At 72.5% G+C, this 25,433-nt stretch carries 33 protein-coding genes; 15 read left to right on the top strand and 18 right to left on the bottom strand.

All coding sequences use genetic code 11. The annotated features are described in order from the left end of the window. The first annotated feature begins 40 nt into the window (after positions 1 to 40). Positions 41 to 385, top strand: a complete 345-nt coding sequence (locus tag AB0B58_RS04565) for a PadR family transcriptional regulator (protein WP_360217336.1) — start codon at positions 41 to 43, stop codon at positions 383 to 385. Next, positions 382 to 1,440 (top strand): hypothetical protein, encoded by a 1,059-nt coding sequence (locus AB0B58_RS04570; RefSeq protein ID WP_360217339.1) that lies wholly within the window; start codon positions 382 to 384, stop codon positions 1,438 to 1,440. The genes AB0B58_RS04565 and AB0B58_RS04570 overlap by 4 nt, the downstream gene beginning before the upstream one ends. A gap of 19 nt (positions 1,441 to 1,459) precedes the next feature. Here the strand turns inward: AB0B58_RS04570 and AB0B58_RS04575 are convergent, their stop codons facing one another. Next, the gene (locus AB0B58_RS04575) at positions 1,460 to 1,939 is read right to left on the bottom strand and encodes a GNAT family N-acetyltransferase (protein WP_360217342.1); all 480 of its coding nucleotides are present in this window, start codon (positions 1,937 to 1,939) and stop codon (positions 1,460 to 1,462) included. 76 nt (positions 1,940 to 2,015) lie between these two features. Here AB0B58_RS04575 and AB0B58_RS04580 point away from each other — a divergent pair, with 76 nt between their 5' ends. From AB0B58_RS04580 to AB0B58_RS04600, 5 genes are all read left to right on the top strand, one after another. Further along, complete coding sequence (locus AB0B58_RS04580; RefSeq protein ID WP_360217344.1) at positions 2,016 to 2,291, top strand: isoamylase early set domain-containing protein; 276 nt, start codon at positions 2,016 to 2,018, stop codon at positions 2,289 to 2,291. Positions 2,292 to 2,372: 81 nt separating this feature from the next. Then, complete coding sequence (locus AB0B58_RS04585) at positions 2,373 to 2,585, top strand: DUF397 domain-containing protein (protein WP_360217346.1); 213 nt, start codon at positions 2,373 to 2,375, stop codon at positions 2,583 to 2,585. 74 nt (positions 2,586 to 2,659) lie between these two features. Next, the gene (locus tag AB0B58_RS04590) at positions 2,660 to 2,917 is read left to right on the top strand and encodes a hypothetical protein (protein ID WP_360217348.1); all 258 of its coding nucleotides are present in this window, start codon (positions 2,660 to 2,662) and stop codon (positions 2,915 to 2,917) included. Between the two features lie 68 nt (positions 2,918 to 2,985). After that, positions 2,986 to 3,783, top strand: coding sequence for a thymidylate synthase (locus AB0B58_RS04595; protein ID WP_360217351.1), 798 nt, complete (start codon positions 2,986 to 2,988; stop codon positions 3,781 to 3,783). Beyond that, on the top strand, positions 3,780 to 4,277 hold the full coding sequence (locus AB0B58_RS04600; RefSeq protein ID WP_360217354.1) for a dihydrofolate reductase: 498 nt from the start codon (positions 3,780 to 3,782) through the stop codon (positions 4,275 to 4,277). Before AB0B58_RS04595 ends, AB0B58_RS04600 begins: the two co-directional genes overlap by 4 nt. On the opposite strand, the gene msrB is transcribed toward AB0B58_RS04600, so the two are convergent. Next, positions 4,258 to 4,662, bottom strand: a complete 405-nt coding sequence (gene msrB / locus AB0B58_RS04605) for a peptide-methionine (R)-S-oxide reductase MsrB (protein ID WP_360217357.1) — start codon at positions 4,660 to 4,662, stop codon at positions 4,258 to 4,260. The two genes, AB0B58_RS04600 and msrB, sit on opposite strands and share 20 nt — an antisense overlap. A gap of 77 nt (positions 4,663 to 4,739) precedes the next feature. On the opposite strand from msrB, the gene AB0B58_RS04610 reads away from it, so the two are divergent. The 3 genes from AB0B58_RS04610 to ligD all read left to right on the top strand — a co-directional run bounded on the left by AB0B58_RS04610 (position 4,740) and on the right by ligD (position 6,941). Continuing rightward, positions 4,740 to 5,213 (top strand): hypothetical protein, encoded by a 474-nt coding sequence (locus AB0B58_RS04610; protein ID WP_360217360.1) that lies wholly within the window; start codon positions 4,740 to 4,742, stop codon positions 5,211 to 5,213. A 96-nt stretch (positions 5,214 to 5,309) separates the two neighbouring features. Continuing rightward, a complete protein-coding gene (locus AB0B58_RS04615) occupies positions 5,310 to 5,795 on the top strand; it encodes an LPXTG cell wall anchor domain-containing protein (protein WP_360217363.1) in 486 nt (161 codons plus the stop codon). Positions 5,796 to 5,900: 105 nt separating this feature from the next. Beyond that, positions 5,901 to 6,941: a non-homologous end-joining DNA ligase gene (gene ligD / locus AB0B58_RS04620; protein WP_360217366.1), complete on the top strand. Its 1,041-nt coding sequence runs from the start codon at positions 5,901 to 5,903 to the stop codon at positions 6,939 to 6,941. A gap of 22 nt (positions 6,942 to 6,963) precedes the next feature. Here ligD and AB0B58_RS04625 read toward each other — a convergent pair whose 3' ends face one another. Continuing rightward, complete coding sequence (locus AB0B58_RS04625) at positions 6,964 to 7,455, bottom strand: GNAT family N-acetyltransferase (protein WP_360217369.1); 492 nt, start codon at positions 7,453 to 7,455, stop codon at positions 6,964 to 6,966. A 64-nt stretch (positions 7,456 to 7,519) separates the two neighbouring features. Between AB0B58_RS04625 and AB0B58_RS04630 the strand changes: the two genes are divergently transcribed. After that, positions 7,520 to 7,975, top strand: coding sequence for a potassium channel family protein (locus tag AB0B58_RS04630; RefSeq protein WP_360217372.1), 456 nt, complete (start codon positions 7,520 to 7,522; stop codon positions 7,973 to 7,975). Here AB0B58_RS04630 and AB0B58_RS04635 read toward each other — a convergent pair. The 9 genes from AB0B58_RS04635 to dgt all read right to left on the bottom strand — a co-directional run bounded on the left by AB0B58_RS04635 (position 7,926) and on the right by dgt (position 15,922). Beyond that, a complete protein-coding gene (locus tag AB0B58_RS04635) occupies positions 7,926 to 9,494 on the bottom strand; it encodes an alpha/beta hydrolase (protein WP_360217375.1) in 1,569 nt (522 codons plus the stop codon). The genes AB0B58_RS04630 and AB0B58_RS04635 overlap by 50 nt on opposite strands. Positions 9,495 to 9,560: 66 nt before the next feature. Beyond that, positions 9,561 to 10,628, bottom strand: a complete 1,068-nt coding sequence (locus AB0B58_RS04640; RefSeq protein WP_360217378.1) for an ATP-dependent DNA ligase — start codon at positions 10,626 to 10,628, stop codon at positions 9,561 to 9,563. Positions 10,629 to 10,732: 104 nt separating this feature from the next. Next, positions 10,733 to 11,419, bottom strand: a complete 687-nt coding sequence (locus AB0B58_RS04645; protein WP_360217381.1) for a hypothetical protein — start codon at positions 11,417 to 11,419, stop codon at positions 10,733 to 10,735. Further along, complete coding sequence (locus AB0B58_RS04650; RefSeq protein ID WP_360217384.1) at positions 11,416 to 12,231, bottom strand: ATP-binding cassette domain-containing protein; 816 nt, start codon at positions 12,229 to 12,231, stop codon at positions 11,416 to 11,418. The genes AB0B58_RS04645 and AB0B58_RS04650 overlap by 4 nt, the downstream gene beginning before the upstream one ends. After that, positions 12,228 to 12,551: a PadR family transcriptional regulator gene (locus tag AB0B58_RS04655; RefSeq protein ID WP_360217387.1), complete on the bottom strand. Its 324-nt coding sequence runs from the start codon at positions 12,549 to 12,551 to the stop codon at positions 12,228 to 12,230. The genes AB0B58_RS04650 and AB0B58_RS04655 overlap by 4 nt, the downstream gene beginning before the upstream one ends. Positions 12,552 to 12,590: 39 nt before the next feature. Then, on the bottom strand, positions 12,591 to 12,968 hold the full coding sequence (locus AB0B58_RS04660; RefSeq protein ID WP_360217390.1) for a DUF3037 domain-containing protein: 378 nt from the start codon (positions 12,966 to 12,968) through the stop codon (positions 12,591 to 12,593). Further along, complete coding sequence (locus AB0B58_RS04665; protein ID WP_360217393.1) at positions 12,965 to 13,720, bottom strand: HipA family kinase; 756 nt, start codon at positions 13,718 to 13,720, stop codon at positions 12,965 to 12,967. Before AB0B58_RS04665 ends, AB0B58_RS04660 begins: the two co-directional genes overlap by 4 nt. An 82-nt stretch (positions 13,721 to 13,802) precedes the next feature. After that, a complete protein-coding gene (locus AB0B58_RS04670; RefSeq protein ID WP_360217396.1) occupies positions 13,803 to 14,354 on the bottom strand; it encodes a hypothetical protein in 552 nt (183 codons plus the stop codon). 74 nt (positions 14,355 to 14,428) lie between these two features. Then, positions 14,429 to 15,922, bottom strand: a complete 1,494-nt coding sequence (dgt, locus tag AB0B58_RS04675) for a dGTP triphosphohydrolase (protein WP_360217399.1) — start codon at positions 15,920 to 15,922, stop codon at positions 14,429 to 14,431. Between the two features lie 196 nt (positions 15,923 to 16,118). Here dgt and AB0B58_RS04680 point away from each other — a divergent pair, with 196 nt between their 5' ends. Next, positions 16,119 to 17,255, top strand: a complete 1,137-nt coding sequence (locus AB0B58_RS04680) for an MBL fold metallo-hydrolase (protein ID WP_360217402.1) — start codon at positions 16,119 to 16,121, stop codon at positions 17,253 to 17,255. A gap of 25 nt (positions 17,256 to 17,280) precedes the next feature. On the opposite strand, the gene AB0B58_RS04685 is transcribed toward AB0B58_RS04680, so the two are convergent. From AB0B58_RS04685 to AB0B58_RS04710, 6 genes are all read right to left on the bottom strand, one after another. After that, positions 17,281 to 18,276 (bottom strand): hypothetical protein, encoded by a 996-nt coding sequence (locus AB0B58_RS04685; protein ID WP_360217405.1) that lies wholly within the window; start codon positions 18,274 to 18,276, stop codon positions 17,281 to 17,283. A gap of 89 nt (positions 18,277 to 18,365) precedes the next feature. Further along, on the bottom strand, positions 18,366 to 19,280 hold the full coding sequence (locus AB0B58_RS04690) for a YegS/Rv2252/BmrU family lipid kinase (RefSeq protein WP_360217408.1): 915 nt from the start codon (positions 19,278 to 19,280) through the stop codon (positions 18,366 to 18,368). Positions 19,281 to 19,351: 71 nt separating this feature from the next. Next, positions 19,352 to 19,930: a GAF domain-containing protein gene (locus AB0B58_RS04695; protein ID WP_360217411.1), complete on the bottom strand. Its 579-nt coding sequence runs from the start codon at positions 19,928 to 19,930 to the stop codon at positions 19,352 to 19,354. Positions 19,931 to 20,102: 172 nt separating this feature from the next. After that, positions 20,103 to 21,386 (bottom strand): hemolysin family protein, encoded by a 1,284-nt coding sequence (locus tag AB0B58_RS04700; RefSeq protein ID WP_360217414.1) that lies wholly within the window; start codon positions 21,384 to 21,386, stop codon positions 20,103 to 20,105. A 106-nt stretch (positions 21,387 to 21,492) separates the two neighbouring features. Then, on the bottom strand, positions 21,493 to 22,197 hold the full coding sequence (gene bioD, locus AB0B58_RS04705; protein WP_360217532.1) for a dethiobiotin synthase: 705 nt from the start codon (positions 22,195 to 22,197) through the stop codon (positions 21,493 to 21,495). Positions 22,198 to 22,391: 194 nt separating this feature from the next. Further along, positions 22,392 to 23,528, bottom strand: a complete 1,137-nt coding sequence (locus tag AB0B58_RS04710; protein ID WP_360217417.1) for an 8-amino-7-oxononanoate synthase — start codon at positions 23,526 to 23,528, stop codon at positions 22,392 to 22,394. Positions 23,529 to 23,623: 95 nt separating this feature from the next. Here AB0B58_RS04710 and bioB point away from each other — a divergent pair, with 95 nt between their 5' ends. From bioB to AB0B58_RS04725, 3 genes are read left to right on the top strand one after another with little or no spacing between them, the layout of a single operon-like run. Next, on the top strand, positions 23,624 to 24,619 hold the full coding sequence (gene bioB / locus AB0B58_RS04715) for a biotin synthase BioB (protein ID WP_360217420.1): 996 nt from the start codon (positions 23,624 to 23,626) through the stop codon (positions 24,617 to 24,619). Beyond that, positions 24,616 to 24,804 carry a hypothetical protein gene (locus AB0B58_RS04720; protein ID WP_360217423.1) on the top strand — a complete coding sequence of 63 codons (189 nt, stop codon included), beginning with the start codon at positions 24,616 to 24,618 and terminating at the stop codon, positions 24,802 to 24,804. Before bioB ends, AB0B58_RS04720 begins: the two co-directional genes overlap by 4 nt. A gap of 7 nt (positions 24,805 to 24,811) precedes the next feature. Further along, positions 24,812 to 25,318, top strand: coding sequence for a GNAT family protein (locus AB0B58_RS04725; protein WP_360217535.1), 507 nt, complete (start codon positions 24,812 to 24,814; stop codon positions 25,316 to 25,318). Positions 25,319 to 25,433: the final 115 nt, after the last annotated feature.

Raw genomic sequence — 25,433 nt, forward strand, 5'->3', positions numbered from 1 at the left:
ACGGTTGACGATATATATCGGCAGGCGTATGTTGTCGATCATGCAAGAGCCAACCTTCTTGATCCTCACCGCTCTGGCGGCCCAGCCGCTTCATGGTTACGGGCTCATCCAGTCCGTGGCCGACCTGTCGGACGGAGACGTGCGACTGCGGGCCGGCACGCTCTACGGCGCCCTCGACCGCCTCACCGGCCAGGGCCTCATCGAGATCGACCGAAGCGAGGAAGTCGACGGGCGGTTGCGGCGCTACTACCGGCTCAGCGACAGCGGCGCCGCCGCACTCGCCGACCAGGCCGAGCGGCTGCGGCGGCACGCCGCGGCAGCCGAGACGCAGCTGCGCCGCCGACTGGCTCCGGGCATGTCGGCCCTGGCGGAGGCGGTCGCATGACCCAGGCTGCCTGGCCCGCCCCGAACGCCTCCCTCGAGAACTGGTATCGCCGGCTGTTGCTGGCCTACCCCGGCTACTACCGGCGTCAGCACGGCGTCGAGATCCTCACGACCCTGATGGAGACGTCCGAGCCGGAGCGTCGGCGCCCGAGCCGTGCCGAGATGACGGACCTGCTCCTCGGCGGATTGCGCCAGCGGTTCCGGTTGCCGGGTGAGCGACCGGCGGTCCTGCTGGCGGCGGTGCTGGCGGTGCTGGCGCTTGGCGGGTTCGGCGCGGCGGCCGGATCGTGGCTGGGCGAGCGGACGTTCGCCGCCCTGCCGTCCACGGTGCAGGTGGACCGGCTCTCGGACGTCATCGCGGGCGGGCCTGAAGGCGCGTCCGACAAGTTGCCCGCCGGCCCGGTGCTGACCTCGTCGACCGCTGAGATGGTCGGTGGCGGCACCGGCCTGATCTCCACGCCCGGCTGGACGGCGCAGCAGGCACTGGCACGGCTCGCGGACCAGGGATGGGAGCTACGCTCCCGCAAACCGGCCGCGGTCACGGAGCTCGGCTGCTCCGGCGGATTCGTCGCCGCGCGCAACGACGGCCTCGTCCTGCGCGCCGATGAGTGCCGCGGCGAGGACGGCGTCTCCGTCAAGACCACGATCTTCGCCGAGCGCGGCGGCGCCTACCTGCCATCGACTGTGGCCGGGGCGTTCGTCGGTGCCGTCATCGGGTGGCTGCTGACCGCGGGTGTCTCGTACCGCATGCGGAACCTGTCGACCCTGCGCCGCGCGGCGGTCGGCCTCCTGGCCGGGGCGGGCCTGGCGGGCGCGGCCCTGCCGGTGATCGCCTTCGCCGCCAACACCCGGCTACTGCTGAGCCATCTCGACGACTCCGATTTCGCCGTTCACGTCCTGCACGCCCCGCTCAAGCCGGTCGAATACTTCAGCTTCGGCCCGCAACACCTGATCGCGACAGCGACGGCCACCTCGTTGCTATGCGCGCTCACGGTCCTGGCGCTCAGCCGGGCACGTGCGGCTGCGTACGTCGACCGGGCTCCCCTGGTCGGCTAGCTAGCGCTTGCATGATGCGTCACCGCCGGGCTTGGCCGGACCGGCACCGGTCCGGCCAAGCCCGCCGCATCGGTACGTGCGGTATGCCGTCCTCCAGATAGCCCGGCCCGGCCACGGTGAAGCCGAACCGGGCGTAAAAGCCGGACAGGTGGGCCTGGGCCTCCAGCGTGCTGGGTCGGGCGCCGATCACCGTGAGGGCGTGCTCCATGAGCCGGCTCGCGTAACCGTCCTTTCGGGCGTTCGGCGCCGTCACCACCCGGCCGATCCGCTCGGTCTCGCCGTCGTCGAGGATCCGCAGGTAGGCGAGGACCTCGTCGCCGCGGGCCAGCCACACGTGCCGGGTGCCGGGCTCGGTGTCGCGCCCGTCCAGTTCCGGGTACGGGCACTTCTGCTCCACGACGAAGACGTCGACGCGCAGCTTCATGATCGCGTACAGGGTGGTGGCGGGTAGATCGCGGAACGACGCCACCCGGATCTCTTCGCGGGGCTCCGGATACATGAATCAGATTTTATGCGTCACCCAACGCGCCCTCGGGCGGTTGGGACAGGAGGTGACGCGGAGTCTGGAGGGTAAAATGATCAAGCGAAGCAAGCTCTTCGGCAACAAGACCCGGGTGACGTTCTGCCTGCCGAAGGATGCGCCCTCCGGCCAGGTGAGCGTGGTCGGCACCTTCAACGACTGGGAGCCGGGGCTGCACGAGCTCAAGGTGCGCCGGGACGGCACCCGCACGGTCACCGTTCGGCTGGACCCGGGCCGCTACAGCTTCCGCTACCTGGCCAGCGACGGCATCTGGATGGACGACGAGCACGCCGACGCCGTCGGGCCGAACGGCAGCGAACTGGTCCTCTGACTCTCGGCGGCCGCGCCGCGTCGTGAACTCGTACCGGTTACCTCCCTTCCGTCCGGTGCGGTCGCTTGGCAGACTGTGCGCGTGGAGAAGTTCGAGGCCGACCTGTCCAACGCCGTGTGGCGCCGCAGCGCCGCGTCCGAGAAGGCGGGTGCCGCCGCCGTCGAGGTCGCCCTGCTCGATGTCGGCGTTGCCGTGCGGGATGCCCGCCACCCCGAGGGGGACGTGCTGTTCTTCACCCCGGCCGAATGGGACGCATTCGTCGGGGGCGCCAAGGACGGCGAGTTCGACCTGTAGCGTGGTGAACAGGGGCATGCCGGTCTTTCCGGATATCAACCTGAAAAAGGTTCATATTTGGGTAACCTGCCGGTATGACCACTCGCGATAGTTCTGACCTGCTGAAAAAGGTGGAGCGGTACGAGGCTGCCGTGAAGGAGCTCGAGGCCGCCCACGAGGACGTCAAGGACGTCCTGATCGAGATGATCCTGTTCGCCCGGTGGCAACAGCTCGGCTCCCAGCTCGGCTTCACCGCGGTCGACCCGGCGAAGCAGAAGGGCGAGGAGCCCAACCGCGACCTCCAGCAGCTCAACCAGCAGATCTCGGCGATGAGCGAGTCCTGGGCGCACTAAGGCATGTGACCCGCGACGCCCGGGGTCGTGTGCGGCCCCGGGCGCCCCGAGGCGCTAGCGTGGCGGTCATGGTCGACACCCAGTACGAAGATCTGCTGCGCCGGGTCCTCGAGACCGGCACCCCGAAGGCGGACCGCACCGGCACCGGCACGGTCAGCCTCTTCGGCGAGCGCCTGCGCTACGACCTGTCGCGGGGCTTCCCGCTGATCACCACCAAGCGGGTGCACTTCAAGTCCGTCGCGGTCGAGCTGCTCTGGTTCCTGCGCGGCGACAGCAACACGCGGTGGCTGCGCGACCGGGGTGTGACCATCTGGGACGAGTGGGCCGACGAGAACGGCGACCTCGGCCCGGTCTACGGCCGGCAGTGGCGCTCCTGGCCCACCCCCGACGGCGGACACGTCGACCAGATCACCGACCTGCTCGCCACGCTGCGCAGCGACCCGGACTCGCGCCGCATGATCGTCTCCGCCTGGAACGTCTCCCAGCTGCCGGAGATGGCGCTCGCGCCGTGCCACGCGATGTTCCAGTTCTACGTCGCCGACGGCCGGCTCTCCTGCCAGCTGTACCAGCGCAGCGCGGACATGTTCCTCGGCGTCCCGTTCAACATCGCCAGCTACGCCCTGCTGACCCAGATGATCGCGGCCCAGGTCGGCCTGGTGCCCGGCGACTTCATCTGGGTCGGGGGCGACTGCCACGTCTACTCCAACCACGTCGAGCAGGTGCGCGAGCAGCTCAGCCGGCCGGCATACCCGTTCGCGAAGCTGGAGATGGCGCCGGCGGAGTCGCTGTTCGACTACACCTTCGAGCACTTCTCGCTGGCCGGCTACCAGCACCACCCGGCGCTGCGCGCCCCGGTGGCGGTATGACCGTCCACCTGATCTGGGCGGAGGCCCGGGGCGGGGTGATCGGAGCGGACGGCGGGATCCCCTGGCACCTGCCCGGCGAGCAGAAGATCTTCAAGGAGCGCACGATGGGCTCGACCGTCGTGATGGGCCGGGCCACGTGGGACTCGCTGCCGGAGCGGTTCCGGCCGTTGCCCGGCCGCCGCAACGTGGTGCTGACCCGGCAGCCGGGCTGGAGCGCGGCGGGCGCGGAGGTCTTCGGCTCGGTCGACGACCTGCTGAAGGTCCACGACGACTTCTGGGTGATGGGCGGGGGCGCGATCTACGCCGCCTTCCTCCCGATGGCCGGCCACATCGTGCGGACCCGCATCGACCTGGCCGTCGAGGGCGACACGTTCGCACCGGCGCTGGGTCCGCAGTGGCGGGTCACCGCCGGTGCCGACGCGCAGGCGCCGGGCACCGGCGTGCGTTACACGGTGGAGGACCTCACCCGGGTCCCTACTTCGGGTCCAGCTTGATCGACAGGCTGTTCACGCAGTGCCGCGTGTTCTTCGCCGTCATCATCTCGCCCTTGAAGACGTGGCCCAGGTGGCTGTCGCACCGGGCGCAGCGGATCTCCGTGCGGACCATGCCGAGGCTGCGGTCCTCGATCTCCTTGATCGCACCCGGGACGGCGTCGTCGAACGACGGCCAGCCGCAGTGCGAGTCGAACTTCGTGTCGCTCGGGTAGAGCTCGGCGCCGCAGGCGCGGCACGCGTACATGCCCTCGGTCTTGGTGTCGACGTATTCGCCGCGCCAGGCCGGCTCGGTGGCGCCCTCGCGCAGCACCCGGAACTCCTCGGGGCTGAGGCGGACCCGCCATTCGTCCTCGGTGGTGGGCAGGGTGGTCTTGTCGATTGCCATGCCCTCAACGTTACGTCGATGCATCGCGGCGCACCGCCAGTGCGGCGCCCGGTCGTGACCCGCGCCGTTGAACAGACATGGACGCAACGCGATTCCGCCCCACCTGGCAGCAGGCCCTCGCCCACGGCATGTACCTCGGCGTTCTCGCCGCGGCGGTGGGACTCCTCGTCACGCTGGGTGCGCTGGGCTGGACTCGCGCGACGCCACCGCACTGGGCCTGGCCGCTGCTGGCGTTCGGGCCGCCGCTGGCCGGGGCGGTGGCCGGGGTCCTGCTGCGGCCCCGGCTCGGCACCGCGGTCGACGCGGGCGGCATCCACACCATGACGCCGTTCCGCGAGGGCGTCGAGCCGTGGAGCCGGGTCGTCGATCTGCGCGCCGAGCGGCGCGGTGGCCGCACGGTCGTCTCCGTCTACCTCGAGTCCGGGGCGAGCGTGCAGTTGCGCGCGCCGTACAGCGGCGAGTTCTTCGCGGCGGACCCGCAGTTCGAGCTGAAGGTCTTCGCTTTGTCGCACTTGTGGCGCAGTCATCGCTTCGGAGGCGTTCCGAGCTGAAAAGACCCGCTGAGGGAAGATGCGACAAATTCGGGCATAAGCCGCTAAGCTCACATCGGACCTTGACGACTTTTCGCAACAGAACGGATTCCCTTCATGAGTTTGACGCGCCGGTTGGCCGCTGGACTACCCGCGGCCGGCGTCACCGTCATCGCCGCTCTGGCCCTTACCGGGTCCCCGGCCGCCGCGACGGGCGACGAGTCCGCCGCCGTGGCCAAGCACCCCGCCGTGATGACCACCCCGTGTTCGGATGTGCAGCAGGGCGAGCAGTGCGACAACCCGAGCGCGGCCGCTGTCGTGCCCGTCGCCACGGACGACGCCGATGTCGCTCCGGCCCGCGGCAACAGCGGTTACGGCCCCGTGCCGTCGACGCCGCCCGCCAGCGCCCTGACCGTCCCGCCGGGCGGGGAGCTTCCGGAGACCTCTCCCGCGGCCACGCCCAGCACGCCGGCCGGGGTCAGCGCGGGTGGCACGCTCCCGCTCACCGGCGCCCCGATGGGCCTCACCATGTCGATCGGTGGCCTGCTGGTGGCCGGCGGCGCGGCCGCCGTCTACTACAGCCGGCGTCGCCGCGGCGCCTGACCCGTGCGGGCTTCCCGAAGGCAGCCCCCACGTATCTCCGGCCGAAGGCCGCCCCCGGATCATCACCGGGGGCGGCCTTCGCCCTTGCCGGCTTAAGGTCATCGCATGGCCCCATCTGCCAAGTCACCCGCCGTCGAGATCGAGGTCGCCGGTCGTCCGGTACGGCTGAGCAGCCCTGACAAGATCGTCTTTCCCGGCCCGGGCTACACGAAGCGCGACGTGTTCGAGTACTACCTCGCGGTCGGCGACGGCATCATGCGCGCCCTGAGCCGGCGCCCGACGACCCTGCAACGCTTCCCCGACGGCATCGAGGGGGAGGCGTTCTTCCAGAAGCGGATCCCGACCCGCGGGGTGCCGCCCTGGATCGAGACCGCGACGATCTCGTTCCCGAGCGGCCGCCAGGCCGACGAGCTGTGCCCGGCGGACCTCGCACACGTGGCCTGGGCGGCGCAGATGGGCACGGTCGTCTTCCACCCCTGGCCGGTCCGCGGCGACGCGGTGGACTGCCCGGATGAGCTGCGCATCGACCTGGACCCGCAGCCCGGCACCGACTTCGGCGACGTGGTGGCCACGGCCGGCGTGGTCCGCGAGGTCCTCAACGACCTCGGCTGGACCGGGTACCCGAAGACCTCCGGCGGCCGAGGGGTGCACGTCTACGTGCGGATCGCGCCCGAACACCCGTTCGTCGACGTGCGGCGGGCGGCCATCGCGCTGGCCCGCGAGGTCGAGCGGCGCAGTCCCGATCGGATCACCACGGCCTGGTGGAAGGAGGAGCGCGGCGAGCGGGTCTTCATCGACTACAACCAGATGGCGCGGGACCGCACGATCGCCTGCGCGTACTCGCTGCGGGCCAACGCCCGGGCGACGGTCTCCACGCCGGTCACCTGGGATGAGCTGACCCGGGTCGAGCCGGACGACTTCGACCTGCGTACGGTGCCCGCGCGGTTCGCCGCCGCCGGGGACCCGCACGCGGCGATCGACGACGTCGCCCATGACCTCGCGCCGCTGCTCGAGTGGTCCGATCGCGATGCCGCGGCCGGGTCCGGGGACCTGCCCTATCCGCCCGACCACCCGAAGATGCCGGGGGAGCCCCCGCGGGTCCAGCCAAGCCGCAAGAACGCCGCGAACTGGGAAAACGGCGAGTAGGTAGCCGCGGTCGTGGCCCTGGTCAGAGGCTCAGCTTGAAGCCCTCGTGCGACGGTTCGAAGCCCAGGGCCGCGTAGAAGCGGTGTGCGTCGGTCCGTCGCTTGTCCGTGGTCAGCTGGGCGAGCCCGCAGCCGCGTTCGCGGGCCCGGTCGAGGGCCCACAGCATCATGGCCCGGCCCACGCCCCGGCCGCGCAGGTCATCGCGGACCCGGACCGCCTCGATGATCATGCGTTCCGCGCCGCGGCGGCTCAGCGACGGAACGAAGGTCAACTGGCAGGTCCCGACCACCGCGCCGGCCTCGTCCGCGACGATCAGCTCGTTGCGGGGGTCGGCGTCGATCGCCTCGAACGCCGCCCAGCAGGCCGCGTCGGCCTCCTCGGAGACCCCGGTTTGTCCGGACGCGGACCTGCCGGGCGCCGAGTCGCGGGAGCGGGCTATGTCGTCGTTTGTCAGGAGGTCGAGGATCGCCGGGACGTCCGCCCTGGTCGCAGTTCGGAAGATCGTCTGGGCCACCCGGCCATCCTGACACGCCCGTCGGGCTGAGCCGCCGGCCGGCCGGCCGGTGCACGATGTCCGGATGCGTGTGCTGCTGACACCCTTCCGGGCGATCTACCGCGGGCTGGTCCGGCTCGCCAACTCCCCGCGGAACCTGATCCTCTCCTACCTGCTCCTCATCGTGACGTGCAGCGTGCTCTACCACTTCTTCGAGGAGGAGTCCTACGGCGATGCCCTGTGGTGGGCCGTGGTGACCGCTTCGACGGTCGGCTACGGGGACTTCTCACCGGAGACCTTGCAGGGGCGGTTCATGGCCGCCCTGCTCATCTCGGTCATGGTGCTGATCGTGGTGCCGCTGATCACGGCGCACTTCGCCAGCAAGCTCATCGTCGATCACGATGCCTTCCAGCACGAGGAGCAGGAGGAGCTGAAGAACAACCTGCGGCACGTGCGCCGGCTCCTCGAGGAGCTCGCCGCCCGCGAGGGCGTCACTGCGGTGGACAGCGCAGACCCTCCTTCGGCACCGTCAGATCGATGAGGTAGCCGTCCACCGCCTCCACGATGCACTTCGTGCTCGGGTACGCGGTGTGGCCCTCGCCCTCCCAGGTGAGTACCCGGCCGGTGCCCAGCATGGAGGCCAGCTCGGCCGTGTTCTCGTAAGGCGTGGCGGGGTCGCCCGTCGTGCCGACCACGACGATCGGCGGTGCGCCGGCCGCCCGGCCGACCGGGTAAGGGTCCTTGGCGCCCGGCCAGAACGTGCACGGCATCATGCCGATCGCCAGCGGCGCGCCGAACAGCGGGTACTTCTTGCGCCAGTCGCTCTGCAGCTGCCGGATCCGTTCGACCGTCGGCGCGTCGTCGGTGTCCGCGCAGTTCACCGCGAGGTTCGCGTCGAACAGGTTGGAGTAGGTGCCGTCCGCCTTGCGGTCCGCGTACTGGTCCGCCAAGTCGAAGATGCCTGAGGAGTCGCCGCGGCGCAGGTCGTCGACCGCCTTGGCGAGCTGCTGCCAGCCCGATTCGGTGTACAGCGACGAGATGACCGCGACGAAGATCCAGCCGGAGGTGGCGGTGCGGCCGTCGTCGCCCTCGACCGGGGACGCGTCCGCCTTGGCCATTGCGTCGGTGACCGCGCCGCGGGCGTCCGGCCCGATCGGGCACTTGGCGGGGTTCGTCTTGCACCAGGTGGTGAAGTTGGCGAACGCGCGCTCGAAGCCCTTGGCCTGCGCCTCGGAGCCGGCCACGAAGTCCTGCTTCGGGTTGACCGCGCCGTCCAGCACGAGGGCGCGGATCTTGTCCGGGTAGAGCTGGGCGTAGGTCGCGCCGAGCAGCGTGCCGTACGAGTAGCCGAGGTAGGTCGTCTTCGGGTCGCCGACGGCCGCGCGGATCGCGTCCACGTCGTGCGCGGCCTGCTCGGTGGAGAAGAGCGGCAGCTGCTCGCCGTACTTGACGCCGCAGCCGCCCGCGACGCGCTTGTTGAGCGCGACGATCTCCTGGAACTCGGCCTCGGTTCTCGGGTCCGGCTCGGCCGCGAACGACTCGTCCTGGTCCTCGTTGCTGATGCACTTGACCGGGTTGGACCGGCCGACGCCGCGCGGGTCGAAGCCGACGATGTCGAACCTGTCGGTGACCTCGGTGGGCAGTCCGCCCAGCGCCTGGCCGAAGGAGAGGTAGACGGCGGTGTCGATGCCGGAGCCGCCGGGGCCGCCCGGGTTGATGAGCAGCGAGCCGATCCGGTCGCGCTGCGTGCGCGAGCGGATCCGGATCATCGCGACGTCGTAGGTCTGGCCGCTCCGCGGCGCCGCCCAGTCGCGCGGCACCGCCACGGACGCGCAGTCGTAGGTCATGCCCGAGGCGCCGCGGCCGACCAGCTTCTGCGGGATCTCGGGGCAGGCCGCCCACTGCGCCTGCGTGCCGGGCACCGCGGGCGGCGCCTTGCCGCCGGTGGCGGCGGGCGCGGCGCCGTCGGAATCGGGCGCGAACACCGGCAGCGTGCAACCGGCGGTCGCGACGACCGCGGCGATCAGTGCGGCCAGGACCAGGCGGGGGGTACGCGGCACGATGCGCGGCCTTTCTCGATCGGCTCTTGCTCGCACGAGGCTACGCGAGGGGTCGGACAGCGAGCGTCAGCGGCTCGTGAGCACGTCCGCCAGGTTGAAGCGCACGGGCCGCTCGAGCTGCTCGTAGGTGCACGAGGCCGGCTCCCGGTCCGGCCGCCAGCGTTCGAACTGTGCGGTGTGCCGGAAGCGCGGGCCCTCCATGTAGTCGTAGCGCACCTCGACCACCCGTTCGGGGCGCAGGGGCACGAACGAGAGGTCCTTGCCGTTGTTCCAGCGGCTCACCTCGTTACGGCGCGGGGTGCGCTCGCCCTGCTCGTGCGCCGCCCAGTTCCACGGATGCCCCTCGAACGTGGTGACCAGGTGCTGCAACTCGACGAACAGCTCCTCGCGTACCGCCATCGGGAACGAGCCGATCACGCCGACCGAGACCAGGACGCCGCGCTCGTCGTGCAGGCCGAGCAGCAGCGAGCCGATCCGGTTCTCGCCCGACTTGTGCACGCGGTAGCCGGCGACCACGCAGTCCGCCGTCCGCTTGTGCTTGATCTTGGACATCACCCGCTTGTCCGGCTCGTAGCCGAGCTCCTTGCCCTTGGCGATGAGCCCGTCCAGGCCGGCGCCCTCGAACTCGGCGAACCACCGCCGGGCCGTCTCCAGGTCGTCCGTCGCCGGGGTGACATAGACGGGTGGCTTCGCGGTGGCGAGGCACTGCTCGAGCCGGGCCCGGCGCTCGGCGAACGGGAGCGACGTCAGGTCCTCGTCGCCCAGCGCCAGCAGGTCGAAGGCGACGAAGCCGGCCGGGGTCTGCTCGGACAGCAGTTTGACCCGGCTGGCCGCCGGGTGGATGCGCTGCTGCAGGGCCTCGAAGTCGAGGGTGTTGCGGGCCGTGTCGGCGACGATGATCTCGCCGTCGATCACCGACCGCGGCGGGAAGTTCGCCAGCACCGCCTCGACGACCTCGGGGAAGTACCGGGTCATCGGCTTCTCGTTGCGGCTGCCGATCTCCACCTCGTCGCCGTCGCGGAAGATGATCGACCGGAAGCCGTCCCACTTCGGCTCGTAGAGCTGCCCGGGCGGGATGGCGGCGATCGGCTTGGCCAGCATCGGCTTGACGGGCGGGTTGATCGGCAGGTCCATCGGCACAGTGTGCCTGCTCGGGGCCGATTGTCGGGCCCGGACCGGCACGCTTCTGCCGGTACGGCGGGACGGGGGTCGCGCCCCGGCCGCCGGGGCGGGCAGCCTCAGACGATGGAGACGTGCGACCGGCGCCTGAGCCGCAGCGTCGTGGCCAGCGCCACGACGCCGAGGAACACGGCGAGGGTCGCGGCGGCGTGCACGAGGCCGCGGCCCACGTGGTCGGCGCCGGCGCCGCTCTCGACGGCGTAGGTGCCGATCTCGCGGGTGAACCAGAACGGCAGCGCCTGCGCCGCGGTCTTGTCCGGATCGAGCATCATCTGCATGGCGACGATCGTGAGCAGCACCAGCATGCCCTCCAGCTCGCGCGGCAGCAGCGCGGCAACGGCCAGGCCGAGCGGCGGCGCCACCGCGACGGTCAGCAGGAGGATCAGCGCGATGGCGTCGTACCGAACGGTGTCGAGGTCGAAGCGGATCAGCAGGAAGTACGGCAGCGCGAGGGTGAGCCCGACGGTCCACAGCGCGCCGAGCCGGCCCAGGTAGAGCTGATGGGTGGCGTAACCGGCGATCCGCAGCCGGGGCTCGATGGCGCGCGCCGCGCTGCCCGCGAACAGGGCGGCGGTGCTCAGCGTCCAGCCGATGCCCAGCGACACGAAGCGCACCGACTGCCAGTAGGCCTCGCCGCGGCGGCTGTAGTAGAACGCCAGCGGCAGCAGCGCCAGCAGGATCAGCACGCCGCGGCGCCGGGAGATCTCGCGCAGCGCCATCTCGGCCACGACCAGGGTCTTCTTCATCGCATGCCGCCCGGTGTCAGGTCCAGCACCGTGTCCACCCGGTCCAGCTCGTTGAGCAGGTGGGTGACCACGACGACCGCCTTGCCGGCGTCGCGCCACCGCAGCACCTGCTGCCAGAAGTCCAGATAGGTGCCATTGTCGAAGCCCTGGTACGGCTCGTCGAGCAGCAGCACGTCCGGGTCGCCGAGCCGGCCGAGGATCAGGTTCAGCTTCTGCCGGGTGCCGCCGGACAGGTGCCGGGTCTCCCCGGCCCGCGGCGCCCCGGCCCAGTCGAGGGCGGCGGCCAGCGAGCGGCCGCGCGCCTTCGCCTCCGTACGGCCGACGCCGCGTCCGGCGCCCACCAGCACGAAATGCTCGTCGGGGGTGAGGAAGTCGGACGTGCCGCCGCTCTGCGGGCAGAAGCCGACGGTGCCGCGGAGCCGGACGTGACCGGAGTCGGGCGAGAGCAGCCCGGCGCAGATCCGCAGCAGGGTGCTCTTGCCGCTGCCGTTGGCGCCGATGATCGCCAGCACCTCGCCGGCGTGCACGCTCAGGTCGACGCCGTCCAGGACGGTTCTGCGGCCGTACCGCTTGGTGATGCCGGTGGCCCGCAGGCGCGGCTCGCCCGACGGCGGCCGGAGCTGCTCCCCGGTCGCGTCCCGCAGGCTGACCACGACGGCCAGGGCGTAGGCGGCCGGCGGCCCGAAGACCTCCAGCGGCGACTGGCCGCTGTCGCGCAGGTGCGCGGCGGCCTCGCCGACCGGGCCGGACGGGTCTATCCGGCGGCGGCGCAGCTCGGCCGAGAGCGCGGCGAGCCAGTCATCGACGGTCACGGGACCTCCATGATTGCGTTGACGTTGCCCACGAAGACGGCCCAGTCCGCGCCGGCGCTCCGTAGGGTCGCGACGCCCTCGTCGCTGAGCTGGTAGTACTTGCGTGCCGGTCCGCCGGCCCCGGAGCGCCAGTCGGCGACGACCAGGCCGAGGCGCTCCAGCCGGAGCAGGGCGGGGTAGAGCGTGCCGCCGGCGATGACGCCGAGGCCACCGGCCTCGAGCCGCTGGGCGATCTCGTAGCCGTAGGACTCGCCGCGGGCGAGCGCGCCGAGCACGCAGAGGTCGAGCACCCCGCGCAGCCACTGCGTCCGCCGATCCACGCGCCAGAAGGTAGCACCACTACCTAGACGCACGGGTGCTTACCGGACCAGCAGCTCCACCAGCCGGTCCAGCTCGGCGGACGGGTCCTCGGCCAGGCCCATGTGCACCGGGCCGGCCTGCAGGATCGTGCTGCGCGGCGCCACCAGCCAGCGGAACCGCTCGCCCGGCTTCATCTTCCGGGCCGCGCCGCCGTCCGCGCCGCCGGCGCAGGTGGTCTCCCAGGACTTCAGCGCCGCCCGGATGCCGTCCAGGTCGGCGTGCGGATCGAGGGCGAGCAACCGATCCTCGTGCAGGTGCGTGCGGGCCGCCAGGAAGTCGAGACGCTGGCAGTAGAGGACCACGCCGACGTTGATCAGCTCGCCCCGCTCGACCCGGGGGATCGCGCGGACTATCGCGTACTCGTAGGGGGTCCTCATGCGGCCGCCCCCGGCAGCCAGGCCGCGGAGCCGGCGGCCCGGGTCCGCAGGTGTTCCAGGTAGGCGGCGCGGGCCTCGTCGGCGCTCGGGAAGTCGAACTCAGCCAGCCACACGTCCGGCACCAGCGCGATGACCTCCTCGAGCAACCGGGGCGTGAGATCGGCGGCGAGGGCCGGGCCCGCGGTCGCCAGCGTCGTCGCGTACGGCTTCAGCACGTGGTCGTCCCAGGTGTACGCCCGGTGCGCGACGCTGCCGGCCCGCGACCAGTTGTGGTGGAAGTAGAGCGTCGCCCCGTGGTCGATGAGCCAGAGCTCGCCGTGCCAGATCAGCAGGTTCGGGTTGCGCCAGCTGCGGTCGACGTTCTCCACGAAGGCGTCGAACGCCAGCGTGCGCGAGGCGAGGTCGGCCTCGACCGGGTGCGCCACCGGGTCGTAGCCGAGCGCGCCGGGCAGGTAGTCCATGCCGAGGTTGGCGCCCGCGCTCGCCTTGATGAGCTCCTGCACCTCCTCGTCGGGCTCCGCGCGCGCGACGACCGGGTCCAGGTGGGTGACGGCCAGTTCCGGCACCGGCAGGTCGAGCCGCCGGGCGAGTTCTCCGGCGATCACCTCGGCGATCAGCGCCTTGGGGCCCTGGCCGGCGCCGCGGAACTTCACCACGTAGGTGCCGAGGTTGTCGGCCTCGACGATGCCGGGCAGCGACCCGCCCTCACGCAACGGGGTGACATATCGGGTGGCATTGACCTCGGGCAGCACGCCGCTCACCCTAGTGCGTGCCGGTAGCGGGACACGCGTACGCCGGATCGTGCGGGGGCCCTCCGCACGACCCGGCGGTTGCTCAGGCGGTGCCGGGGCCGCGGCGGCGCAGGTCCTCGACCTTGGTCATGGCGTCGCGCAGGTCGGTGAGCCAGTCCTCGGTGTGCTCGCCGACCAGGCGCACGCACCAGGCCAGCGCCTCGGACCGGCTGCGGGCGACGCCGGCGTCGACAAGCGTGTCGAGCACCTGCCGCTCCGGCTGGCGCAGCCGCGTCATGACCGGCGCGGAGAGGTGGGTGAACAGCTCCTCGGTGTCGCCGCAGCGCGCACCCCAGCTGACCTTGCGCTGGTAGCGGTGCTCGACCTGCAGGGCGACCTTGATCCGGTCGTCCCGGGTGTCCTCCCGGAACTGGTGGATCCGCCCGGCCTGCGCGGCGGACCGGTCGGCGTCGGTGGCGTCGTCGCCCAGTTCCGGCGTCGGCACCCGGCCCCAGATGATGATCTCGTCGCGATCGACGACGACCCGCGGCGGCTCGGTGAACCACCCGTCGGGCGAGGCGCCGGTGATCCAGGCGGCGGCGTCATCGGCGGGCGGCGGCTCGGTACGGGCCCCGGAGGGCGGACGGAAGCGCATGGCAACCTCCAACTTCGGTGTTGATTACATACTTACACCGTTGTTGGAGAATCGCCACGGCGGCGGTTCAGCTGTCAGAGGACGAAGGCGTCTGTCCAGAGCTGACGTGACCGGCCGGACAGGGCCTCCATCAGGGCGATCGCCTGGCTGTCCGTCAGGGCCGCCACGAAGTCGATCACCGCGCGGCCGCGGGCCCGGCCCAGCCGGTCCCCGGTGCCCTCCGGCAGCTCCGCCTCCGCCAGCTCCACCAGGTCGCGGATCCGGCGGGGGAGCCGCTCGGTCTCGTCGGGGTCCGCCAGCCAGGCCAGCAGCGCCTCGACCAGCGAGCTCAACAGCCGGGCCTGACCGCGCTGGTGCAGCGCCAGGTCCGGGCGGGCCAGCACGAACCGGTTCTGCACGAACTTGAGCACCTGCACCTCGTGCCACTGCGCCGGGGCCAGCAGCACGTGGCCCGAGCGCACCGCCGGCGACTCGGTGACCTCGATGGACTCGACCAGCCGCCGGGTCCAGGTCGCCGAGAACGCCGCGACCTGCGCCTCCGCCTCCAGCGAGCCGTCGAACGGCGCGCTCAGCAGGCCGTCGACCAGCTCCGCGCGTACCTGCTCCACCGCCGCGGCGAAGGCGTCGTCGTCGCTGATCCAGCCGTCCTTGCGGTGCAACTGGCGGCGCAGCGCCTCGATGGCGCTGCCCGGGCGGCCGAACGACGCGAGCTCCTCGTCCGGCACGTCGCGGAACGCCGAGCGCTGCCACGCCATCAGCTCCGCCGCCACCGCGCCCTGCTGCAGCACACCGACCCGGTGCACGTCCTCGAGGTCGTGGATCGCGTACGCGATGTCGTCGGCGGTGTCCATCACCGAGGCCTCCGCGGTCTGCTGCCAGTCCGCGACCAGGCCGGCGAACGGGAGCCGGGCCTGCACCATGTCCTCGACCTCGGTCGAGTACGCGCCGAACTTCAGCGATCCGCCGTCCGGGTCGTCCGGCGGCGCCGCCGCACCGCGTGGCGGCGGGTCCATGTGGCGCGGGTGCGGTGTCGGGAAGGTACGCCGGGTCCACGGGTACTTAAGGATCGCCGCGCGGGTCGCGGCCGTCAGGTTCAGGCCGATCGTGGCCTGGCTGCGGATCTCCGTGCTCGTCACGATCCGGTACGACTGCGCGTTCCCCTCGAAGCCGTCCCGCAGCCGCAGCCGCTGCCGGGCCAGCCGGTCCAGCACCCGCTCGCCGAGGTGGCCGAAGGGCGGGTGGCCCAGGTCGTGCGCCAGGGCGGCCGCCTCGACCACATCCGGGTCGCAGCCGCCCAGCTTCTCCAGCACGTCGCCGTACCGCTCATCGCGCAGCAGGCGCTCGGCGATCGCCCGGCCCACCTGGGCGACCTTGAGGCTGTGGGTGAGGCGGTTGTGCACCAGCAGGCCGCCGCCGCCGGGGCTGATCACCTGGGTGACTCCGCCCAGCCGGGCGAAGAACGGCGAGCTGACGATCCGGTCGCGGTCCACGCGGAAGGGGCTGGATGCGAGGTCGCCGGGGGCGACGAGCCGGTCGCCGAAGAGGCGCCGGGCGCGTGGATCGTCCATGTGCCCGACGCTAATGCATCCGGCCCGGCCGGCCCGTGGCGCATCCGGGCCCGGGTACCTCCGGAAGGTGTCGACGGTCACGGTCGAGGCGTCGATGTCCCCTAGCTGAGGAGATCCACAGCACCACGGTGGCGCTTTGCGTCCGCGGGCGGTCAGACTTGGCAGTCGGGACAGAACTGACACGGAGGAATCGCGCATGGCGAAACAGGCAGACGGCCGTCGGGGGCGTACCGGGGCATGGATCGCCCTGGCTTTGGGGGCCGCCGCGGTGTGGGCCGCGCGCGACATCCCGCTGCAGATCGGCGCCCGCAGGATCGGCGCCCGGGCCGACGGTGAGCGCGGCGCGCGGTACCTCCGGTCGCCGCAGTTCGCCGACGGCAAGTTCCGCAACACGGTCCGCGCGAGCGAGGTGACCGCCGCCGCGATGCCGCGGATCCTGGCCTCGGCCCTGACCGACCGTGACCGCCGGTACCCGTCCGCGCCGGTCCCGCTGGTCCGGCCGGAGCCGGGCGGGACGGACCCGAGCGGCCTCTACGTCACCTGGTACGGCCACTCCTCCGCCCTGATCGAGATCGAGGGCCGCCGGGTCCTGCTCGATCCGGTGTGGAGCGAGCGCTGCTCGCCGTCGCGGCTGACCGGCCCGAAGCGCCTGCACGAGCCGCCGATCGCCCTGCGCGAACTGCCGCCGATCGACGCCGTGCTGATCTCGCACGACCACTACGACCACCTCGACATGGAGTCGATCCGCAACCTGGTCGACCTGCAGGCGGCGCCGTTCCTGGTGCCGCTGGGCGTCGGCGCGCACCTGGAGCGCTGGGGCGTCCCGGCGACCCGCATCATCGAACTCGACTGGAACGAGCGGGCCACGGTGGCCGGGATCGAGTTCGTCGCGACCGCGGCCCGGCACTTCTCCGGTCGCGGCTTCTCCCGCGACGAGACGCTGTGGGCGTCCTGGGTGATCGCCGGCCCGAACCGCAGGGCGTTCTACAGCGGCGACACCGGCTACTTCCCGGGCTTCGCCGAGATCGGCGAGGAGCACGGCCCGTTCGACGTGACGCTGGTGCAGATCGGCGCCTACGGCGACGCCTGGCCGGACATCCACATGTTTCCGGAGGACGGCGTCGCGACCCACGTCGACGTGCGCGGCGGCCTGATGATCCCGGTGCACTGGGCGACCTTCAACCTGGCCCTGCACGACTGGCCGGAGCCGGCCGACCGGGCCTGGCGCGAGGCGAAGGCGCGCGACGTGCGCCTGGCGGTTCCGAGGCCGGGCGAGCGGGTTGACGTCGACGACCCGCCGGCCGTCGACGGCTGGTGGCAGCAGATCGCCTGATCGGCCGACGGCCGGGCGGGCGCGCTCAGTCGGCGTACCAGGTGCCGGCGGCGGCCCGGACGGTCCAGTCGCCGCCGGCGAGCGGGATCGTGAGTTCGATGTCGTCGGCGCCCGCCTCGATGCGCGGGCTGCCGGCGAGGGCGAGACCGTCCGGCGGCACGTCGGGGCGCGCCGGGAACCGCGGCACGTTGAGGACGATGAGGCAGATCGCCTCCCGGTCCCGATCGGCCCGGCGCAGGTCGAGGTGGATGAGCGCCGGGTCCGTGCCGTCGACCGCGCGGATCCGCGCGCCGGTGAAGTCGAGGCCGTCGAGGAGACGGCCGGCGTTGCCGACCGTGATCCGTTCGGGCGCCGGGGTGGCCACGCCGGCCGCCTCCGGCACGGCCAGGTCGTCGATGCCGGCGGCCGCGGTCCGCAGGAACGCGCGCGTCCAGCCGTCGCCGTCCTCGACGAGCGCCCGGAGCCGGCGGTCCGCCGAACGCTCGCGGCGTGCCGTTCCGCCGAGACCCCCGGCGATGCGGATCGTCTCCGTGCCCAGCCCTGCGCAGACCGTGCCCGCCGCGGCCAGCTCCCAGCGGCGTAGCCGGCCGAGGTCGCTCATGCCGCTCAGCCGTTTCAGGATGCGCTGCTGCAGCACGGCCAGCGTGCCGAGGCGTCCGGCGCCCGGGCCGGCCGGCTCGGCGGTGCCGGGGTGCGTGCCGCCCGCGGCGGGGTCGAGCAGCGGACCGGGCTCGATGCCGAGCCCGGTCAGGTGCGCCCGCAGCCAGTCGCCGTGCTCCGGCCGCGCGCGTGCGCCGAGGCTGCGCCACACCGCGCGGGCGGCCCGGCCCCGCACCCGGACCGGTGCGGCCGCGGCGGCCACGGCGGGCAGCAGGTGCAGGTCCCACAGGTCGAACTGCCCGAGCAGGAAGGGCCGGTCCAGCCGGTGCGGATGCGCGCCCGCCTCGGCGACCTCGGCGTAGGTGCGGTCCAGCAGGAGCCCGAGCGCGGCGACCTCGCCGGGCCGTCCCTTCCAGATCATGCGGGCACTCTGTCAGGTCGGCCCGCCGCGGGCCAGACCTGTGCAACCGGGACATGCCGCGGATTTCGCCGAACCCCCACGCAAACCTTCTATCGCTCGTCCGATTCGCCGTCCGGGACACAGATCTCGACGGCCGCCGGCGCCACGTCGATCCGGATCCTCCGCGCCGCCTCGCGGGCGCCGCCGTCCAACTCGTACCTCAGCGGCTCGGCCAGCTTCACGTCGATCCGGCGGCCGCGGGTCATGCGCACGAACGGCGAGTCCTCCGACCGTCCCACCGCCATCCAGCCCATCGTGCGCGCCCACTGCGTCGCGCCGCGGGCGGTCGCCACGCCGACGTCCAGCCAGCCGTCGTCCGGCCGGGCGTCGTCGAACGCCGTGATGCCGCCGGTCACCATGCCGACGTTGCCGACCAGCACGCAGCTCGCCTCGTCCGAGAACCACCGCGTGCCGTCCACCTTGATCTTCGCCTTCGGTGCCGGGTCGTCCACGTGGCGCAGGCCCGTCCAGACGTACGCGAGCTTGCCCATCCGGTCCTTCAACCCGCCGTCCGCGTCCTGGATCATCGCGCCGTCGAAGCCGATGCCGGCCATCACCGCGAAGTGCTCGCCGTTGAGCACGCCGAGGTCGAGCCGGCGCCGGCGGCCGTGGAAGGCGATCCGCACCGCCTGCGCCAGGTCGTGCGGGATGCCGAGGTTGGTGGCCAGCAGGTTGGCGGTGCCGGCCGGGATGATGCCGACCGGCACCTTCGCCCCGCCCTTGGTGCCGGCGAGCGTGTCCAGCGTGCGCTGCACCATGCCGTCGCCGCCCCACACGATCAGCAGGTCGATGTCGCCCTCAAGCGCCTTACGCACCCGTTTGGGGGCCTTTCGGCTTTTCGGTACCTCGAACCAGGCGAGATCATCGACGCCCTCGTCGGTGATGAGGCGGCGCAGCTCGTCGAGCCCACCGCCCAGGGTCTTGCGCCGGTGGGCGACCACGGCGACTTTCCGGGGAGTCCGCATGTCATCCGGCGTACCCGATGCCGCCGATTCCTACGCGCGTCCCCCGGGTGCAGCCTCCGCCGCGGGTGGGCTCAGTGCACGGACTCGCGCATGCGCTGCTCGGCGGCGGCGCTGCGGATCACCATCAGCCGCAGCTCCAGCTCGTCCGAGACCATCGACGCCAGGTGCTCCAGGGCGGCGAGCTGCCGCTGCGTCGCCTCGCGCGGGCGGTTGTCGATCACGTTTACCGTGCCCAGCCGGTAGCCGTCGTGGGTGCGGATCGGGGCGGCCGCGTAGAAGCGCAGGCCGAGCTCGCCGCGGACCAGCGGATGCTCGAGCGTCCGGGGGTCGACCGCCGCGTTGTTGATCACGTAGACGTCGTCCTGCGCGATGACCGACGCGCACAGGCCCGGCTCCTTGCCGACCTCGCGGACGCCGGTGAGCCCGTGGCAGGCGGCGAGCCACACCCGGTCCTGCTCAACGAGCGAGACCGTCGCGATCGGGGTGTCGAAGATGGCGCCGGCGACGAACGCGATCCGGTCGTACGCGTCCTCGACGGGCTGGTCGACAAGCCGGTACCGGCGCACCGCGTCGAGGCGACGCTGCTCCTCGGGTCCGACGTTGTCCAGATATTCGAAGGCATCGCCCGACACCGGGCTGCTGTTCGTCACGGGTGAACCACCTCACGCAATGATCGCTCGCGGTCACTGTGAGCTTAGTGAAAGCGACCCGGTCGTCCGCAATGGCCAGGTAAGCCAAATTCGCGGCGATCAACGTCGTGGGGCGGCTATGTCGCACAAACTGTCGGGTATGGAGCCACCGCCCGGCCGGACGGGCCCCGCCTCAGTCCTCGTCGTCGTCGCGGGGCAGGGCGCGCAGCCGGACCCGGGTGATCGCGCGGCCGGTGATCTCGACGACCTCGGCCGTGAACTGCGGCAGCGTCACCACCTCGCCGGGCGTGGTCGGGATGTGCCCCAGCGCGGCGAGCAGCATCCCGGCGATGGTCGTGTAGTCGCCCTCGTCCGGGCCGGCGTCGTCGAAGCCGATGTCCGGCAGGTCGTGGATCGGGAACGAGCCCGGCATCAGCAGCGCGCCGTCCGCCTCCTTCACCACCGAGAGCACGTCGCTGTCCGTCTCGTCGTAGATCTCCCCGACGATCTCCTCGACCAGGTCCTCCATCGTGATGATGCCGTCGATCGCGCCGCGCTCGTCGACCACGAGCGCGAGTTGCTGGCGCTCGAGCCGCATCTGCCGCAGCGCGTCGGAGACCCGCAGCGTCTCGGGCAGGAACAGCCCCGGCCGTGCCACCGCGTCGACCGGCCCGTGCGCGCCGATGAGGTCGCGCAGGTGAACCACCCCGTAGATGTCGTCGAGCCCGGCCGGACCGACGACCGGCGCCCGGGAGTGCGCGCCGGCGATCAGCTGGGTCAGCGCCTCGGGCGCGGCCAGCCCGGCCGGCAGGGTCAGCACGTCGCGGCGCGGCACCAGGATCTCCCGCAGGATCCGGTCCGCGATCTCGAACGCGCCGCTGATGATGGTCCGCTGCTCGATGGAGAAGTCCTGCTGCGCCGCCACCATGTCGCGGATCTCCTCGGTGCTGACCTCGTCGCGCTGCGCCGTCGGGTCGCCGCCCGCCAGCCGGACGAGCAGGTTCGTGGAGACGCTGAGCAGCCACACCACCGGCCGCGAGATCGTCGAGAGGATGTCCAGCGGGCGGGCGACCAGCAGCGCCCAGCCCTCGGTGCGCTGCATCGCGATCCGCTTCGGTGCCAGCTCGCCGATCACCAGCGTGACGAAGGTCAGCGCCATAGTGACGATCACGATGGCGGTCGGTTCCGCTGCCGACCCGAGGAAGCTCAGCGGCTCGACCAGGGGCTTGGACAACGACACCGCGGCGGCCGCCGAGGCCAGGAAGCCGGCCAGGGTGATGCCGATCTGGATGGTCGCCAGGAACCTGTTCGGGTCGCGGGCCAGCCGGGCCAGCACCCGGCCGCGGCGCGACGTGCGCTCGAGCTTGTGCACCTGGCTGTCGCGCAGGGACACCAGGGCCATCTCGCTGCCGGAGAAGGCCGCGTTCACGAGCACGAGCACCAGCACCAGCGCCAGCTGCCCGCCTATGCCATCCACGACAGTCCCAGCCCCTCGGCGAACGGATCACGAGTCCCACACGCTAGCGACGTTCCGTTACGGCCGCGCGGCGGCAGGCGGGTAAAGCCGAGCAAACCCCACTCGGTCAGCTGACCTCTTCGGCCCACACCCGCCAGTCGTCGAGGACGCCGTAGAGGGCCGGGGTCAGCCAGCCGGGCGCGGAACGCTGGAAGACGCCCGGTTCCATGCCGCCGGCGCCGTCCGGAAGGGCGCCGACGAGGTGGGGGAGCAACTCGGTCAGGTTGGCCCAGTGGACCAGCTCCGGCTCGGCCGGCCAGGCGCCGAGGACCACCTTGGCGGGCACGCCCCGGCGGTCCAGCGCCTCCAGCGTCAGGGCCGTGTGGTTCAGCGTTCCCAGGCCGGCCCGGGCCACCACGACAGTCTGCACGCCCAGCGTCGTCGCGAGGTCGGCCAGGGTCCACGCCTCGCCCGAGGGCCGCACGCCCATCGGGACCAGCAGGCCGCCGGCGCCCTCCACCAGGACCAGGTCGTGCTTCTCGGCCTCCGCGCGGATCGCGTCGACCACCTCGTAGAGCTCGAGGGGCGCACACCCCGCGACCTTGGCGGCCGCCAGCGGCGCCAGCGGCTCCGGGTAGGACGCCAGGGTGCGTGCGGTGTGCGGGTTGGCCAGGCGGGTCACCAGGTCGATGTCGGTGGGACCGCCCCCGGCCGTGCCGGTCTGGCCGGGCTTGACCACGGCCACGTGCAGCCCGGCGGCCTGCGCCGCCGCCGCGATCGCCGCCGTGACGATGGTCTTGCCGACGTCGGTGTCCGTGCCGGTGACCAGCACGACCCCGCGCCACTCGCCGGCCTCCGCACGGCGCGGCGCGGCCCGGGCGACGGGCGCGGGCTCCGCCACGATCTCCTCGACGGCCTCGGCGGGGATGCCGGCGTCCTGCGGCGCGGCGGGCCCGACCCCCGGCGAGACCGGCACGGGCACCGCGGGGTCCCTTGGTGAGCGGGCCGGTGCGGTCTCGTCGCTCGTCACGGTGCGCACTCCACGATCACGTCCAGGGCCCGGTCGAAGTCCTCCGCCGCGATGCCCGCGTTCAGAGTCAGGCGCAGGCGCGACGAGCCGTCCGGTGTCGACGGCGGGCGGAAGCAGCCCACCGCGATGCCCCGGTCGCGGCAGTCCGAGGCCCAGCTCAGCGCCGCCTCGGGGCCCGGGGCGTGCACCGAGAGCACGCCCGCCGCCGGCGCCGACACCGTGAACCCGGCCGCGCGCAGCCGGCGGACCGTCAGCTCGCCGCGGGCCGCCAGGACGGCCCGGCGGTCGTCCGCCGCGCGGGTCACCCGCAGGGCCGCGTGCACGCCGGCCACCACGGCCGGCGGCGGCGCGGTGTCGTAGATGAAGGTGCGCCCGGTGTCGACCAGGTGCCGGATCAGCGCCGCCGGGCCGGCGACCACGCCGCCCGCGCCGCCGAGGGACTTCGACAGGGTCGCCGTGACGACGACGTCCGGCCGGCCGGCCAGCCCGGCCGCCGCGACGCCACCGGCGCCGGCCCGGCCCAGGATGCCGATCGCGTGCGCGTCGTCGACGAGCAGCAGGGTGTCGTGTGCCGAGGTCACCGCATGCACCTGCGCCAGCGGCGCCAGGTCACCGTCCACCGAGAACACCGACTCGGTGACGAACACCTTGGCCCGGCCGGGGTGCGCCGCGAGGATCGCCGCCAGTGCGGCCGGGTCGGCGTGCGGTGCGACGACCACCTCCGCGCCCGAACTCCGGCAGCCGTCGATCAGGGAGGCGTGGTTGTAGCGGTCCGAGACCAGCAGCGTCTCCGGGCCGGCCAGCGCGCGGACCGCGCCGAGGTTGGCCAGGTAGCCCGAGGAGTAGACCAGCGCCCGCTCGGCGCCGAGCCAGCGGGCCAGCTCCGTCTCAAGGGCCTCGTGAGCGTCCGTCGAGCCGCGCACCAGCCGGGAGCCCGTGGCACCCAGCCCGTACGCCCGCAGCGCCCGGACCGACGCCGCGATCACCTCGGGATGCACGGCCAGGCCGAGATAGTCGTTGCCGGCCAGATCGACGACGGAGTCGTCGGCGGCGCGGTGCCGCAACGTCCGGGTGAGCCCGGCCTTCGCCCGCGTGCGGGCCTGGCGCTCCAGCGCCTCCTGCCAGCCCGCCAAAGCACCCTCACCCTCGCTGTCCGACCCGCTCGCCGGGCAAACTATCACCCGGCTCCGGCAACCCCGGCGGCCGGAACGCCTTGTAGGGTACGGGCATGCCAGAGATCCTCGACCGGGCCCGGGCCCAGGTTCTTGCCGACGGTGCCGGGCTCGACGAGGCGGGGATCCTCGAGGTCCTCCGCACTCGCGACGCGGACCTCCCGGAGCTGCTCCAGGTCGCGCACGACGTCCGGATGAAGTGGTGCGGCCCGGAGGTCGAGGTCGAGGGCATCGTCTCACTCAAGACCGGCGGCTGCCCCGAGGACTGCCACTTCTGCTCGCAGTCCGGCCTGTTCACCTCGCCGGTGCGCGCGGTCTGGCTCGACATCCCCTCGCTGGTCGAGGCGGCGAAGCAGACCGCGGCGACGGGCGCGACGGAGTTCTGCATCGTGGCGGCCGTCCGCGGCCCCGACGCGCGGCTGATGACCCAGATGCGCGAGGGCGTCAAGGCGATCAAGGAGGCCGTCGACATCCAGGTCGCGGCGAGCCTGGGCATGCTCACCCAGGAGCAGGTCGACGAGCTGGTCGAGATGGGCGTGCACCGCTACAACCACAACCTCGAGACCTGCCGGTCCTACTTCCCGAACGTGGTCACCACCCATTCGTGGGAGGAGCGCTGGGGCACGCTGAAGATGGTGCGCGACTCCGGGATGGAGGTCTGCTGCGGCGGCATCCTCGGCCTCGGCGAGTCCGTCGAGCAGCGCGCGGAGTTCGCGGCACAGCTCGCCGAGCTCGACCCGCACGAGGTCCCGCTCAACTTCCTCAACCCCCGGCCGGGCACCCCGCTCGGTGACCGCCCGGTAGTGGAGGGCAAGGACGCGCTGCGCGCGATCGCCGCCTTCCGGCTGGCGATGCCCAGGACGATCCTCCGGTACGCCGGCGGGCGCGAGATCACCCTGGGCGACCTGGGTACCCGGGACGGCCTGCTCGGCGGCATCAACGCGGTCATCGTCGGCAACTACCTGACGACGCTGGGCCGCCCGGCAACCTCCGACCTGGAGCTGCTGCAGGAGCTGAAGATGCCCGTCAAGGCGCTGTCGGCGACGCTGTGACGGTCCTGGTGTACTGCGACCGTTGCGGCTCACCCGCCGCCGAGGGCGATCACTCGGCCTGCGCCGCGGCCCGCGAGCTGGAGCCGCCGCGGTTCTGCCCGGACTGCCGCCGCCGGATGAAGGTGCAGGTCACACCCACGGGCTGGACGGCGACCTGTGTCGAGCACGGTGTCCGCCACTCCTGACGATCCCGTGCTGACCGGCGCGGTCGTCACCCTGCGCCCGGCCACGGCGGCGGACGTGCCGGCGCTGGCGGCCGTCCGCGCCACCCCCGAGGTGCGCGCCCGCTGGCGTGGCGCCGACGACCCCACCCCGGAGATCGTCGAGTCGATCGAGGAGGAGGGGCTGCACTACCTCGCGATAGTGCTCGGCGGCCGGGTAGTCGGCGCGATCCAGTGGGAGGCCGAGGAGGAGCCCGACTACCGGCACGCGAGCATCGACGTCTTCGTGGACCCGGCGGTGCACGGCCGCGGCGTCGGCACGGACGCCGTACGCACCCTGGCCGCCCACCTGGTCGACGCGCACCGCTTCCACCGGCTGACCATCGACCCGGCGGCGGACAACGCGGCCGCGATCCGGTGCTACGCCAAGGTGGGGTTCAGGCCGGTCGGGCTGATGCGGCAGTACGAGCGCGGCGCCGACGGCGCCTGGCACGACGGCCTGCTCATGGACCTGCTCGCCGCGGAGCTGATCCGCTGAACCCATCGGCGACGGCGGACCCCGCGCGGGGTCCACGAAGACGTCGATGCTCGCGTGCCGGTAGTCGGGCTCCTCCTCGGCCTCCCACTGGATCGCGCCGACTACCCGGCCGCCG

The sequence above is a fragment of the Actinoplanes sp. NPDC049118 genome (genome assembly GCF_040648555.1).
Lineage (GTDB): Bacteria > Actinomycetota > Actinomycetes > Mycobacteriales > Micromonosporaceae > Actinoplanes.

Coding starts and splice junctions, on each gene's coding strand:
- AB0B58_RS04565 (WP_360217336.1), top strand. CDS start 41: ATGCAAGAGCCAACCTTCTTGATCCTCACCGCTCTGGCGGCCCAGCCG.
- AB0B58_RS04610 (WP_360217360.1), top strand. CDS start 4,740: ATGGACGCAACGCGATTCCGCCCCACCTGGCAGCAGGCCCTCGCCCAC.
- AB0B58_RS04660 (WP_360217390.1), bottom strand. CDS start 12,968: ATGAGGACCCCCTACGAGTACGCGATAGTCCGCGCGATCCCCCGGGTC.
- AB0B58_RS04670 (WP_360217396.1), bottom strand. CDS start 14,354: ATGCGCTTCCGTCCGCCCTCCGGGGCCCGTACCGAGCCGCCGCCCGCC.
- AB0B58_RS04640 (WP_360217378.1), bottom strand. CDS start 10,628: ATGGACCTGCCGATCAACCCGCCCGTCAAGCCGATGCTGGCCAAGCCG.
- AB0B58_RS04600 (WP_360217354.1), top strand. CDS start 3,780: ATGACCGTCCACCTGATCTGGGCGGAGGCCCGGGGCGGGGTGATCGGA.
- dgt (WP_360217399.1), bottom strand. CDS start 15,922: ATGGACGATCCACGCGCCCGGCGCCTCTTCGGCGACCGGCTCGTCGCC.
- bioB (WP_360217420.1), top strand. CDS start 23,624: ATGCCAGAGATCCTCGACCGGGCCCGGGCCCAGGTTCTTGCCGACGGT.
- AB0B58_RS04645 (WP_360217381.1), bottom strand. CDS start 11,419: ATGAAGAAGACCCTGGTCGTGGCCGAGATGGCGCTGCGCGAGATCTCC.
- AB0B58_RS04690 (WP_360217408.1), bottom strand. CDS start 19,280: ATGCGGACTCCCCGGAAAGTCGCCGTGGTCGCCCACCGGCGCAAGACC.
- AB0B58_RS04590 (WP_360217348.1), top strand. CDS start 2,660: ATGACCACTCGCGATAGTTCTGACCTGCTGAAAAAGGTGGAGCGGTAC.
- AB0B58_RS04580 (WP_360217344.1), top strand. CDS start 2,016: ATGATCAAGCGAAGCAAGCTCTTCGGCAACAAGACCCGGGTGACGTTC.
- AB0B58_RS04680 (WP_360217402.1), top strand. CDS start 16,119: ATGGCGAAACAGGCAGACGGCCGTCGGGGGCGTACCGGGGCATGGATC.
- AB0B58_RS04595 (WP_360217351.1), top strand. CDS start 2,986: ATGGTCGACACCCAGTACGAAGATCTGCTGCGCCGGGTCCTCGAGACC.
- AB0B58_RS04570 (WP_360217339.1), top strand. CDS start 382: ATGACCCAGGCTGCCTGGCCCGCCCCGAACGCCTCCCTCGAGAACTGG.
- ligD (WP_360217366.1), top strand. CDS start 5,901: ATGGCCCCATCTGCCAAGTCACCCGCCGTCGAGATCGAGGTCGCCGGT.
- AB0B58_RS04575 (WP_360217342.1), bottom strand. CDS start 1,939: ATGTATCCGGAGCCCCGCGAAGAGATCCGGGTGGCGTCGTTCCGCGAT.
- AB0B58_RS04685 (WP_360217405.1), bottom strand. CDS start 18,276: ATGATCTGGAAGGGACGGCCCGGCGAGGTCGCCGCGCTCGGGCTCCTG.
- AB0B58_RS04630 (WP_360217372.1), top strand. CDS start 7,520: ATGCGTGTGCTGCTGACACCCTTCCGGGCGATCTACCGCGGGCTGGTC.
- AB0B58_RS04615 (WP_360217363.1), top strand. CDS start 5,310: ATGAGTTTGACGCGCCGGTTGGCCGCTGGACTACCCGCGGCCGGCGTC.
- msrB (WP_360217357.1), bottom strand. CDS start 4,662: ATGGCAATCGACAAGACCACCCTGCCCACCACCGAGGACGAATGGCGG.